This window comes from bacterium, from assembly GCA_037128595.1.
Lineage (GTDB): Bacteria > Verrucomicrobiota > Kiritimatiellia > CAIKKV01 > CAITUY01 > JAABPW01.
Genome location: JBAXWB010000025.1, coordinates 69,165 through 82,374, shown reverse-complemented (window position 1 = coordinate 82,374; position 13,210 = coordinate 69,165). Strand labels below are relative to the sequence as shown.

At 57.3% G+C, this 13,210-nt stretch carries 12 protein-coding genes; 8 read left to right on the top strand and 4 right to left on the bottom strand.

Going from position 1 to position 13,210, the window contains the following annotated elements:
* The 5 genes from WCS52_14720 to WCS52_14700 form a co-directional block, all read left to right on the top strand.
* The coding region (locus WCS52_14720) for a hypothetical protein (GenBank protein ID MEI6168433.1) at nt 1–220 on the top strand (220 nt) is incomplete at its 5' end.
* Between the two features lie 104 nt (nt 221–324).
* Nucleotides 325–1,608: a Fic family protein gene (locus WCS52_14715; GenBank protein MEI6168432.1), complete on the top strand. Its 1,284-nt coding sequence runs from the start codon at nt 325–327 to the stop codon at nt 1,606–1,608.
* Between the two features lie 51 nt (nt 1,609–1,659).
* A complete protein-coding gene (locus WCS52_14710) occupies nt 1,660–3,582 on the top strand; it encodes a nucleoside-diphosphate sugar epimerase/dehydratase (GenBank protein ID MEI6168431.1) in 1,923 nt (640 codons plus the stop codon).
* A gap of 135 nt (nt 3,583–3,717) precedes the next feature.
* A complete protein-coding gene (locus tag WCS52_14705; protein MEI6168430.1) occupies nt 3,718–4,155 on the top strand; it encodes a VanZ family protein in 438 nt (145 codons plus the stop codon).
* 189 nt (nt 4,156–4,344) lie between these two features.
* Nucleotides 4,345–5,061, top strand: a complete 717-nt coding sequence (locus tag WCS52_14700; GenBank protein ID MEI6168429.1) for a hypothetical protein — start codon at nt 4,345–4,347, stop codon at nt 5,059–5,061.
* A gap of 2 nt (nt 5,062–5,063) precedes the next feature.
* Here WCS52_14700 and WCS52_14695 read toward each other — a convergent pair whose 3' ends face one another.
* A complete protein-coding gene (locus WCS52_14695) occupies nt 5,064–6,305 on the bottom strand; it encodes an Nramp family divalent metal transporter (GenBank protein MEI6168428.1) in 1,242 nt (413 codons plus the stop codon).
* A gap of 10 nt (nt 6,306–6,315) precedes the next feature.
* Nucleotides 6,316–7,638: a CBS domain-containing protein gene (locus tag WCS52_14690; GenBank protein ID MEI6168427.1), complete on the bottom strand. Its 1,323-nt coding sequence runs from the start codon at nt 7,636–7,638 to the stop codon at nt 6,316–6,318.
* A 253-nt stretch (nt 7,639–7,891) separates the two neighbouring features.
* Between WCS52_14690 and xerD the strand changes: the two genes are divergently transcribed.
* A complete protein-coding gene (gene xerD, locus WCS52_14685; protein ID MEI6168426.1) occupies nt 7,892–8,779 on the top strand; it encodes a site-specific tyrosine recombinase XerD in 888 nt (295 codons plus the stop codon).
* 14 nt (nt 8,780–8,793) lie between these two features.
* Complete coding sequence (gene rnc, locus WCS52_14680; GenBank protein MEI6168425.1) at nt 8,794–9,507, top strand: ribonuclease III; 714 nt, start codon at nt 8,794–8,796, stop codon at nt 9,505–9,507.
* A 496-nt stretch (nt 9,508–10,003) separates the two neighbouring features.
* Here rnc and WCS52_14675 read toward each other — a convergent pair whose 3' ends face one another.
* Entirely contained in the window at nt 10,004–11,056 is a 1,053-nt protein-coding gene (locus WCS52_14675; GenBank protein ID MEI6168424.1) for a 3-deoxy-7-phosphoheptulonate synthase, read from the bottom strand.
* A gap of 8 nt (nt 11,057–11,064) precedes the next feature.
* Entirely contained in the window at nt 11,065–11,571 is a 507-nt protein-coding gene (locus WCS52_14670) for a zinc ribbon domain-containing protein (GenBank protein ID MEI6168423.1), read from the bottom strand.
* A 213-nt stretch (nt 11,572–11,784) separates the two neighbouring features.
* Here WCS52_14670 and WCS52_14665 point away from each other — a divergent pair, with 213 nt between their 5' ends.
* On the top strand, nt 11,785–13,140 hold the full coding sequence (locus WCS52_14665) for a DEAD/DEAH box helicase (GenBank protein ID MEI6168422.1): 1,356 nt from the start codon (nt 11,785–11,787) through the stop codon (nt 13,138–13,140).
* The last annotated feature ends 70 nt before the right edge of the window (nt 13,141–13,210 follow it).

Here is a 13,210-nt window from a genome sequence, read left to right as displayed (position 1 = left end):
AAGCAGATCAGTTAACAATGGAAAAGTGTCAAACGGAAATCAGGACGTGACAACAGCCGCCCAGCACGGCGCTGACGGAGGCAGATGTGTGGAACGGGTGGCGGGATTGGTAAAAGATGCGCTAGGCATTCTTAAAGACCAGTCGTTTGATGGTAATGCCATAGCGCGCAAGAGCCAGCACCCTAATCGCTCGCCCTCTGTTGCGCCCTACGCCCCTTGAATAAAGATTTTCGTTTTTATTATATATTCTTGCGTATACTATCTGTATCTTATTGATAAAGAACAAGTTGATTGTTATTGATGATCTTCAGTGAGATCTTCATTATGAGTGATGAATTAGCAGTCTATCGCAGGATTTCATCCATGGACCCTCTGTTGCCTAATATCGAGCGCAGGGAGTTGGCGGAGCTTGCCCAGGCGATTACGCTCGCCGTGGGCGAACTCAACGGCAAGGTGCGCTCGGGTGTGGTCCGGGAAAAAATCGCCGCGCTTATCCGGAACATGAACTGCTACTACTCAAACCTGATTGAAGGCCACAAAACATTGCCTCGTGATATTGAGCGGGCGCGCGAACAGGATTTCGCCCGTGACGTGAAGCAAAGAGAAAACCAATTACTTGCCTTGGCTCACATCCAGACCGAGGAAAGTATGGAGGCGCGTCTTCGTGGGGAAAAAGTAGATGTCTACGCGCAGGAATTCCTGTGCTGGATCCACGGTGAGTTTTACCGTCGGCTTCCCGAATCCATGCACATCTCACGAACGGCAAACGGTAAGGAGTACCGGATCGTACCGGGTCAGCTCAGGGATTACCCGGTCGACGTGGGAGGACACACCCCGCCTGATTTCGCGATGTTGCCGGCATTCCTCAGCCGCTTCAAGGAAGTCTACGGCGATGAACACATTTTGGCCACAAACCGTCTGGTGGCCATTGCCGCCGCGCATCACCGTCTGGCCTGGATTCACCCGTTCGGCGACGGTAATGGACGTGTCGCCCGCATTCATTCTCGCGCGCTGCTGATTCGTCATGGACTTGATGGCGGCGGATTATGGACGCTTTCCCGCGGCCTCGCCCGGGCCCGGCGTCTTTATTATGAACGACTACAGGAGGGGGATCGGGCGCGGGAGAATGATTACGACGGACGCGGCAATCTCTCCGAGCGCGGCTTGTCACGATTCTGCGCCTTTTTCCTGGAGACGATCCTTGATCAGGTTAAATTTATGGATAGCCTGCTGAATCTGGCCGACCTGCGCACCCGGGTCGAACGCTACTTTGCCTATGACGCCTTGCATTTGCCGAAACACCGTGAGGCCCTCATGAGCGTTGTAAAGGCGCTGGTGGACGAGGGGGAATGTTCACGCGAGCGCGTCTCCATGCTGACGGGAAAAGGAGCGACCACGACGGCCGAAATCATCAAGTTGGGCCTCAAGGAAGGCTATATCGAGAGTCCTTCTGAAAAAGGCCGCCTCCGCATCGCTTTTCCCGGGAAAATCCTCCCGTTTTACTTCCCAAACCTGTTTGTCGACCTCCCCTCTGAGCAGGAGAGCGTCAAGGGCCCTATAGCGCCCCTCCCACAAGAGGAGTTGCACCCGCTTCGGGGTGCTGAATAAATTCTGGACTCTGGATTTTGGATTCTGTATTCTCTCTCCCACACAACTCCCATGATCCATCAATTAAAAAACCGCAATTTCTACCTGTTAGTCGGCGCCGACATCATCTTTTTTGTGGTGTCGCTTTTCATGGCCTATGCTGCGCGCTTCACCTGCGCTATTCCTCATGGCGAATACCATAACATCCTGGTCATCTTGCCTTGGCTCGTCTCGGTCAAGGTCGCTACCTTCTTTTTCATGGGGGTCTATCGGGGGATGTGGCGCTATACCAGTATCCCCGATGCCGTGCGCCTGCTCAAGGCCTCCCTGCTCGCCACGCTGATTATCATGGCCGGTCTGACCTTCTTGATCCGCTTTTCCGGCTATCCCCGTTCGGTCTTTATTGCCGACAGCATTTTCACCCTCTTTTTCTGCGGGGGGATCCGGGCGGGGATCCGGATGCTGTTTTCGATACGGCAACAGATCCCGGGCTGGAAGGCTGAGGCGGACGATACTCCGCCCCATCAGACGAACCTGATCATTATCGGCGCAGGCGATGCCGCAGATAAAATCATCCGCGAGGTCCAGGGGAATCTCCTGTCTCCTTTCCGCATCGTTTGTTGTCTGGATGATGATTCGACCAAGCACCACCGTTCCCTGCTCGGGATTCCTGTCCGTGGCCCTGTCACTCATCTGAAACGGTTCGCCGAAGCGTTTCAGGCCACCGAGACGCTCATTGCCATGCCCTCGGTGGCTGGTGACCGGATGCGGGAAATTGTCACCCTCTGTGAAAAATCTGGACTGCCGTTCAGGACGTTGCCCTCGTTGACTTCCTTGATCGATGGCCAGGTGACCATCAATGATCTACGCCCCGTCAACTTCGAGGATTTACTCGGTCGGTCGCCGGTGAAGCTCGATATCGAGGGGATTGGTCACTACCTGACCGGCAAGACGGTGGCGGTTACGGGTGCGGGGGGTTCCATTGGCTCGGAGTTATGCCGCCAGATTATCCGCTTTAAACCGGCCGCGCTGATCCTGATCGAGGGCTCGGAGTTCAATCTGTATCGCATGGAGATGGAACTCCGCACGGAACGCAAATTTCCTCACATCTTTCCCGCCATGGGACGTGTTCAGGATCGGCCCTTAATGGATCGCATATTTGAACATTACCGGCCCCAGGTGGTTTTTCATGCCGCCGCCTGCAAACACGTTCCCATGGTTGAACTGAATCCCTGGGAGGCGGTTTTCAACAACGTCCTGGGAAGCCAGACGATCATGGATACGGCGGATAAATATGGCGTCGAACGCTGTGTGTTTATCTCTACCGACAAGGCCGTTCGCCCGACCAATGTGATGGGGGCAAGCAAGCGGGTAGTGGAGGTCCTGCTTCAATCCCGGCCTGCCTCGAAAACCCGCTTCATGGCGGTTCGCTTCGGTAATGTCGTGGGCTCTTCCGGATCAGCCATTCCGCTTTTCCAAAGTCAGATCAAGGCCGGCGGCCCCGTCACCGTCACCGATCCGGAAATGACGCGCTACTTTATGACCATTCCGGAGGCGAGTCAGCTCGTGCTTCAGGCCGGTTCCCTGGGCGAAGGGGGAGAGATCTTTATTCTGGAAATGGGGACGCCGGTTAAAATCGCTGATATGGCGCGCGACCTGATCCGGCTTTCCGGCAAGGAACCGGATCGCGATATCAAGATCGTCTACACCGGGCTGCGGCCGGGGGAAAAACTCTATGAGGAGCTTATTACCCATGGCGAGGGGATTGTCCCGACCCCGCATGAGAAAATCATGGTGTTGCGTCGTGACGCGGCCACCAGTTCCGCCCGGCGCGATCAGATTCTCGCCACGCTCGCCGAGCTTACGGCAGACGCCAATGTGCACGATGCCGCCCGCATCAAGGCCACCCTGAACCGCCTCGTTCCGGACTACACTCCTTCCGACACCGCCAGCGTGTTGTGCATCGCCTCCCGCTTCACCGATGCGGTTGCGTAGGGAACCTTCCTCAAATGGAGGGTTTTGCTCTGTCAAAACCACCTGCGCAGTCCTGAAGCAGACCAAGGTGGCGCCCTGCCTGCCTTAGGATGCAATCTTGATCATCATCGTGATCTTCACCATAATGCAGCTGATATGAATTTCTTTCTGAAATTATCTCCGCCTGACGTCATGCGCTGGGGCTGGCTGAATTGGCCGGCAAAGGGCCGTCGAGCGGTCACCTTGCTTTTTCTTGTGTTGATCAATTGGCTGTTGCTGGCCCCTGCAGGGACATTCCGCGAGGTGCATGTCTTTCTCTCGCATCAGGACAAGATCGCCCATTTCGGGATGTTTGGCATTTTGACCGGGCTGGCACGCTGGTCGGCTCCCGCCACGTGGAGCCAAGGATGGCGGCGCCCTGTATTTATTCTGGCCCTGGTTGCCTATGGCTTAGCCACTGAATGCCTTCAACTCCTCCTGCCCAGTCTGGGTCGTAACTTCGAGTGGTTGGACCTGGCGAGTGATGCCGTGGGTGTCGCCTTCGGCCTCTGGCTCTGCGAACGTCTCGCTCGGCAGGGAAAGTTGACAGAATGAACAAAATAAACAAAATTATTTTGGAACACACAGCAGGGGATTTCTCCCCATTTTGTATATTTTGTTAATTCTGTCTGAAAATCTTAGTTCTGCTGAATTAGATGTGAGTCGATTCGGCCCGCTTTCACGCTTGCCTTTCTGCCCCCTGACTCCTAAATTCGACATGGGTAATGGAGGCAGTGACGGTTTATGAAAAATGCCATACATCATCTCTCTTCGCCGCTTAATCGCAAGTCGCTTTCCCTCTCGCGGCGAGGGGCCTGGGGGCAGGTTGCAGTGGCCGCCATGCTCATTACGGTGCTTCCGACCCTGATCCTTGCCTGGGCCTGGAAATCCCATCTGGATGGCACCGCCCTGCCGCCCCTCGCGGCCTGGTGTGTTGGCGGCATTGTCTTCCTCGTTATCATTCTGGGTTACACCCTGTTATTCAAGTATCCGGTAAGTATTGTCCGCCTGCGCCAATATCTGAGCACCATCGCCAACGGCGGTATTCCCGGGCAGGTGACCTTGTCGCAGGATGAGGATGATCTGGCGGCCGTGCAGCATTATATGGAGCGGATTGTGACGATGGCCGAGGATCGCATTCAGATGATTGAAAAACGCCATGAAGTTGAGCTCGGGGCCGAGCGCCAGCGCGTGATGATCGAAAGTCTGGGCGCCATGTGCCACCATGTGGGCCAGCCTGCCACGGTGATGAGCATGTGTCTCTATCGCCTGAAAAACAACCCGCCACCCGGCGAGGTCCCTGTGATTCTGACAGAATGCGAAGCCGCGTTTGACTCCATGACGGAAATCCTTGATCAGTTGCGGACCACTTCGCAGTACGCGTCCGAACCTTATCTGCAGCCCGCCAAGAACCCCAACGGCACCCCGGGCAAACCTGGCGCCCGGATCATCAAGGTCTGACCTCACTGAATCAGCGTCATCACCACCATGAGGATGCTGATGGAGGCGGTGATGATGGCGCCCGCCCAGGCGACGATATTGAACCACCGGCTGTTGGTGTGGGCGCCCATGATCGACTTGTCGCTGGTAATGCGCAGCATGAAGAAGATGATCACCGGCAGCAGGATCCCGTTCACCACCTGCGAGAAGATCATAATGGGGATCAGCATGGCTTTGCTGGACGCCAGGGCCACCGCCGCCCCTGCAAACAACACGATCGTATAGAGGGAATAATAATGCGGGGCTTCCGTGAATTTCCGGTTCACGCCGCGTTCCCAACCCATGGCCTCGCAGATGCTGGTGGCGGTGGAGATGGGCAAAATCGCCGCCCCGAACAGGGACGCACTCATGAGTCCGAAGGCGAACAGCCCGGCACAGTAACGGCCCGCCACCGGCTTCAAGGCCATGGCCGCATCCCCCGCATCAGCGATCTGGATGCCGCTGCGATGCAGCGTGGCCGCACAGGCCAGCATAATGAAATAACAGACAATCGTCACCACGATGGCGCCCGCCACCGTGTCCCACTGCGAGTACCGGTAGTGCTTGAGCGGGATGCCTTTTTCCACCACGCTGGCCTGCTGGTAGAACTGCATCCAGGGCGCGATGGTGGTTCCCACAATGCCGACAATCATGTAAAGGGTCGACGAATCCCACTGGGCATTCGGTTTGATGCTGCCCTGGAGCGCCTGCCCCCAGTCCGGCCCCGCCAGGAAGCCTGATATCAAGTAGGATACATAGAAGACACAGGCGATAAAGAACACCCGTTCAATCGTGCGGTAGGAGCCCTTGATGACCATGTGCCACAGAAGGAAGGCCCCCACGGGGACCGCCCACCAGCGGTGAAGGCCGAAAATCTCGGCGCTGGCCGCCAAGCCGGCGAAATCGGCGACCACATTGCCGAGGTTGGTGAAAAACAGGGCGATCATGAGGTAGAAGGAGATCCCCAGCCCGAACCGTTCGCGGATCAGCGCTGACAGCCCTTTGCCGGTGACCACGCCCATCCGGCTACACATTTCCTGTACCAGTACCAGCAGGAAGCAGGTGGGGGCCAGCACCCATAACAGCGAGTACCCGTATTTGGCGCCGGCCACCGAGTAGGTGGCGATCCCGCCCGCATCATTATCCACATTGGCGGTGATGATTCCAGGCCCCACGACCAGAGCGAAGAGAGCCAGATGCGCTTTCCATTTTTTAAAACGGTCCATAAGTAACTCGTCAATCGTTTAAAAATTCGGCCAGATGAGACAGGACGCTGTCGTAGCGGACGACCCCTTGCAGAATGCCTTCGGCGTTTACGACGGGAACCGCCTGGAACCCGTATTTGGCAAATTCCCGGGCGACATCCTTCAGCCGGGTTTCGGGGGCTACCGTAATGAGTTCATGGGAAATCAGGCTTTCCAGCGTCGCGGCCGGCGGGGCCCGGAATAATTCCCGCAGGCTGAGTACGCCTTTCAGCGTCCGGCTTTCATCGACGATGTAGATGAGGTTGTAGACCTCGACTTCTTCTGTCAGCTTGGGGATGCGCTCCAGAAGGGAGGCGACCGTGGTATCGGGATGCGCTTCAATGCAGCTGGGATCCATGACGCCGCCCGCACTCTCCTCCTTGTGGGAGAGCAGGGTTTTGACTTCAGAGGCGGCTTCGCCTTCCATGCGGTTGATGATGTTCTGGGCGTCCGGTCCGAGGTCACGTAAGACCTCGGCCGCCTCATCAGGAGGCATCTCCTCGAGAATGTCCGCCACACGCCCGGGTTCGCCATGGGAGACCAGGGTCCGTTGGAACTCGGGCTCAACCTCTTCCAGCGCATCGGCGGCCGTTTCGACGGTCATGGAATTGAAGAGGGCCTGCCGGTCTTTGACCCCCAGTTGCTCCAGGATGTCGGCCAGTTCCGCCGGATGAATATCAGCCAGCTGGTCGGAGAGCTTGTCGACCCGGAGTCCGCCCGGAACCCCGCCGGGTGACATCACTTGGATATTACGCCAGGTGACAAAGCTATCCTTGATGGTGTAGTCAAAAAGCCATTGGGCCATGAAATTGACAGGGCGTTCAAACCTGAGCCGGCGGAGAATGCCGCGCAATCCGATTTCCACATGTCCGAAGATCAACTTATTGTCGGAATAAATCAGGTGGACGTCGTTGACCCGTACCACCTGGGCTCCGGACACATCCACGACCTGGTCATCCAGCACATCCCGCCGTGCCCAGAAATCAGCGGTTGGGGCCGGTTCAGTGGTCCGGCGAACGACCGTCTCCGTTGCGGTCATGGACAGGACGGCGTTCCAGGTTAAAAAGGTGTGGAGGCGTCCCTTTTGGGGCGTTAACTCCAGTGCGTTGGCCAGCGGGTAGGCGGTGGCCGTCGAGCCGCCGATGTCATACAGGCGGGCGAACGGACGGGCCTCGTCTTCATAACGCACCGGGCATCCAAGTAAGTCCGAAAGATTATAGAAAACGACCACAGGCAGGGCACTATCGGCGGGAAGGCCTCTGTTTTGTGCTCCGCCTGCGATCAAATTCGGGATAATGGTCTGAGATTTTTCCATAAACAATGAAGGTGAGATGCTACGTGAGTGGATAGGGTGAAACAAGCGCAAAGTCATGATGTTACTCACTTGAAAAGGCGAAAATCACGGGAGCTCTGACAGAATGAACAAAATGAACAAAATAATTATTTTAAACACAAAGTAAGGGATTTCTTCCCATTTTAAACATTTTGTAGATTCTGTCTAAAAATCCTGATGAGGCTGTCTGTTTCCTGGAGTTGCAAAAGGTGGCTGGACATTATAGAAGACCTTGATGATAGCCTTGGTTGAACAATTTCTGGACCACATTTCGTTTGAATGCGGCTTAAGCCCGAAAACGCGCGAAGCATACGGGCATGATCTGTGTGATTTCTCCCGATTTTCCCAGACGGCCGGCATTCATACCCCGCGGGAGGTGACACGCAAACTTCTGCTGGGCTACCTTGAACATGAGCGTGACCGCGGGCTCGCCATGAATTCCATTGCCCGCCGCCTGGTGGCGATCAAGGTGTTTTTCCGCTACCTCGTTCAGGAGGGGTTGATTGAAAAAGACGTGACCGCAGTCATGGAGTCGCCCCGGCTCTGGAAAGTTCTGCCCTCGACGTTATCCATCAAGGAGGTGGATGCCCTGCTGAAGGCCGTGATCGGGGATGATCCGCATGCCATCCGGGACCGGGCCATGATGGAGCTGCTCTATGCCTCCGGGCTGCGGGTATCGGAGTTGACCCATCTGACGCTGGAGGATTTGCACCTCGAGAGTGGCTATCTCCGCTGTCTGGGGAAGGGGAACAAGATGCGGGTGACCCCTGTGGGCGGGACGGCGCGGGCGGCCATTGAACGGTATTTCCGGGAGGTGCGCCCGAAACTGGCCAAAAATCCGGCGGTACGTCAGGTCTTTCTGACGCGGCGGGGCACGGGCTTCAGTCGCAAGACCATCTGGAAACAAATCAAACTGTTTGCAAAGCGGGCCGGAATCACCAAGGAGGTGTCGCCCCATACGCTGCGGCACTCCTTTGCCACACATTTGCTGGCCAACGGCGCGCCATTGCGTATGATTCAGGAAATGTTGGGGCATGCGGATATTGCGACGACCCAGGTGTATACGCATGTGGACCAGAACCGGCTGAAATCCGTGCATCAGCAGTTTCACCCGCGGGCGTAAGAAAGAGAGAGGTTATGATATTAGGCTTAAGACGACCGAATCCTTATCGTGAGCTGGAAAAGCGGTTGGGCTATAAATTCAGCAATCGGGACCTGCTTGAGATGGCGTTGCTCCATCGTTCCTACCGCTATGAGGTGAAGGATGTGGCGACGGATAACCAGCGGCTCGAGTTCCTGGGCGATGCGGTGGCGGGGTTCCTGGTGGCTGCTCAACTCTACCGGATCGATTGTGATGGCGATGAGGGGATCCTCACGGAGCTGCGGAGCCGGGTGACCAGCGGCAAGGCCATGGCGAATGTGGCCCGCGATATCCAGCTGGGTGATTTCATGCGTCTGGGGAAAGGGGAGGAAATGGCCGGGGGGCGTAAGCGCGAGGCCCTCCTGGCGGATGGCCTGGAGGCGGTGATTGGTGCCGCCTACCTGGATGGCGGCGTCAAGGCCGCCGAAAAAATAGTCGCCAGGTTGCTGATCCCCTTGCTGGGCGAGAAGCCGAGTGACGAATGGATGGCCAATCCCAAAGGGAAGTTACAGGAACTCTCCCAGGGCCTTTACAATTGCGGGCCCGAGTACAAGTGCATTTCCGACGAGGGGCCGCCACACCGCAAAGTGTTCGTGGTGGAGGCGATTGTCGGGGGCGCCCGGCTGGGGCAGGGAACCGGTTCCAGCAAGCGGGTCGCCGAGACCGAGGCCGCCATCGTGGGCGTCCGCAAACTGCTGGCGGGACGGTAGCCGCCGGTGGAGGGCGCCGCTCTGTCCTGCTCCTTACACGTAAATACAAGAAGACTTCACCACTAATTTAAGAAATGAAAGAAAGTCAAAAGCGCCCAAAATGTTTGGCGATTTGTCATGTCTGGCTTGGCGCGATATGGGCATGGCCGTTTCCCCTGTAACGAGCCAGCCACGAAAAATCGCCAAACGGGTTTCCCCGGACATCAGGGGAAATGAAGAATCTCAAGGGCGAGATCTCGCTATGATTCTTTAATGTCCCCGGGAAAACCGTTGCGGGATTTTTAATTCTGGGAAGACCATAACGCGTTCCCGTTTAACCCGACAGAAAGAGCGCCCCGAATTAATAATGCCGCAACATTTTGGATTTCTTCGGTTGAATCTGAATTTATTTCATTTCTTGAATTAGTGGTGAAGTCTTCTTCTTAAATCCGTGTAAGGAGCAGACTCGGTCGGCGCCACGTTACGAAGGTTTTGACAGAGCAAAACCCTCCATTGTTTATTTCCCCTTCAGGGTGGAGGCCGCCCCTCTCAGCATTCGCTCGGTGGTTTCCCAGCCGACGCATTCGTCGGTCACGGAAACGCCGTATCGCAGGTCGGCGGGGTCTTTCGGGATGGGCTGGCTCCCTTCGCCCAGGTTGCTTTCGACCAGCATGCCGATAATGGACTGATTCCCGCCATGGCGCTGCGCCAATACCGAATCCCAGACTTTTTCCTGGGCTGCAAAACTTTTTCCGGAATTGCCGTGACTGCAGTCCACCATGAGCTTGGGGGGAAGTCCCCCGGCGGTCATGCGTTCACAGGCGTCGCGGATCCCTTCGGCCTGGTAATTCGGGCCCGATTTGGCGCCGCGCAGGATCAGATGCCCGCATTCATTGCCCTTGGTCCGGACGATGGCAATGTGCCCATCCTCGTCGATACCAAGGAAGCTATGGGGATGGCGCGCCGCTTCCATGGCGTCAACCGCCACCTGCACATTGCCGTCGGTCCGGTTTTTGAAGCCGATCGGCATGGAGAGGCCGCTGGCCATCTGGCGGTGGGTCTGGGATTCCGTGGTGCGGGCGCCGATGGCCACCCAGCTGACCAGATCTGCGGTATACTGGGGTACGATCGGGTCCAGCATTTCCGTGGCCGTGGGCAGGCCCATCTCATTGATTTTTAACAGCATGCGCCGGGCCACGCGCAGGCCACAGGCAATATCTGCGGAGCCATCCATGTGCGGGTCATAGATCAGGCCCTTCCAGCCGATGGTGGTTCGCGGCTTCTCAAAGTAAACCCGCATGAGAATGAAGAGCTCCTTCTCGAGTTCCCGCCGGAGAGCCGCGAGCCGGGCGGCATAGTCCAGGGCGGCCACCGGGTCGTGGATGGAGCAGGGGCCGATCACCACGAGCAGGCGCGGGTCGGTTCCCGCCAGAATGTCCCGGATCGTCTGGCGTGCGGCGAGCACGTTACTGAGCACGGAGGGAGACGCCTCCAGTTCCTGCTTGAGGATGCGGGGCGTGATCAGCGGAATCAGTTCCAGCACGTTGAGGTTTTCGGTCTTGGGGGGCATAGGCGTTCTCACATCTCGTGAAGGGTGGCGTCGCGTTTCGGGGCTGGGCGTGGCATTCCTTTGGTGGAACCCTTTTTGTCTTTGTCGGGCATGATGAAGGGATCTTCCTTTTCCAGGCGGTCACCCAGTTCGGCTTCGATCTCGTCAGGGCTTTCGCCGGCTTCCAGGCGGTTCAACGCCTCCTGCATTCCTGAGCCGAGTTTCATGCCGGTCATTTCGGAGAATTTTCGCATGAGGTTGGCCGCCTGTCGGGGATCCTCCTCACTCATGCCGTCCGCCTCGCGGGCCAGGGCATCCATGGCCCGCTCCATTTTGGACTCATCCATCGCCATTTCCGGCTCACCCCCCGCCGGGGCTTCCTTGGCCCGGCCGGTGTGGGCGAATACCGAAATCTGCTTGTCGAGTTTGATCCGCTTGCAGTGGGGACAATGGGGCCGCTTGTCGGGCTGGATGCTGCGCGACAGGAAGTTGTAGATCGTATTGCACTTATGGCAGTAAAATTCGTAAATGGGCATAATAGTCTCTCCCGTTCGCTTCTGAAATTAAGGGGACACCCCGCGGATGTCAATACCGCCTACGAGGGAAGTCTTTTCTTTACATTAGGACGGTGGAAGTGTCTAATAAATGGGTAGTTATGCCTTTTTTGCGGTAAACGCGAACCTTTCTCTTCCACACATCCGGAGGTGAGAACTGATATATTCCGGATGATAAAAGAGAGATCGAGCCTTATGCCTAACCAGAAACCCGCCGCCCCCCATGTCCCCCATCAACACCCGCCCGTAGCCCATAGCCCCCATTCGGTGCCGGCCCATCGGCCGCCGGCCAGTTCCCCTGCGAGCGTCGCGGATGTGTTTACCACGTTGATTCCTGAACTGCAGCGGGCCGTCGCCGAGGAGGGGTATACCATTCCCACGCCCATCCAGGCGGCTACGATCCCGCACCTGCTGGCCGGACGTGACCTGTTGGGGTGTGCCCAGACGGGAACCGGCAAGACCGCAGCGTTCACCCTGCCGATCCTCCAGTATCTGACCCAACACAAGCGCGTGCCTTCCCGCGGGCGGCCCCGGGTGTTGATCCTGGGCCCTACCCGTGAACTGGTCGCCCAGATCGGGGATAGCATCCGGACCTATGGCCGGCATGTGAATGTGACGCACACCACCATTTTCGGCGGGGTGGGTCAGCAGCCGCAGGTGGTGGCGGTCAACCGCGGCGTCGATATTGTGGCCGCCACACCGGGCCGCCTGCTGGATCTGATGCAACAGGGGCATGTCCGCCTCGATCAGGTCGAGGTCTTTGTCCTCGATGAGGCTGACCGGATGTTGGATATGGGCTTTATCCGCGACATCCGCCAGATCTTGAACGCCTTGCCGAAGAAACGCCACACACTCTTTTTCTCCGCGACCATGGCCAAGGAGGTCGTGGAACTCGCCCGTACCATGGTGCATGATCCCATTCATGTCACCATCACTCCGGGACAGCCGACCGTCGAGAAGATTGACCAGAAAGTGCTTTTTGTGGACAAGGGGCACAAGGACTCCCTACTGGCTTCTCTCTTGAAGGATCCCTCGATCAACCGCGTGATTGTCTTTGTGCAGATGAAACATGCCGCCGACAAAGTGGTGCAAAAACTGATGATGAATGGCATTTCGACCGAGGCGATTCACGGGAACAAGAGCCAGAGTGCGCGTACCAGGGCACTGGCGGGGTTCAAGGCGGGGAAAGTCCGCGTGCTGGTGGCGACGGATATCGCGGCCCGCGGGTTGGATGTGGATGATATCACCCACGTCGTCAATTATGATCTTCCCATTGAGCCGGAGACCTATGTCCATCGTATCGGCAGAACGGCCCGGGCCGGCGCCTCGGGGGATGCCGTCTCCTTCTGCGCGGCCGAGGATCGTGAATTTCTTCGCGCCATTGAACGCTTGATCCGCAAAGCCATTCCGGTGGATACGGCTCATGAATATCATTCCGAGACGGCCAGGAATGCGACGGGCGCCAACGCGCGCCCCCCGCCGCGTCGCCAAATGCGCGGCGGTGGTGGTGGACGGCAAGGGGGCCGTCCCTCCGGAAACCGGAGACGGTAGGACGAGGTGAGGTTGTTTTAATGGAGGGCGCCGCTCTGTCGGCGCCGGGATAGGCCCAGTAGGTTTTGAC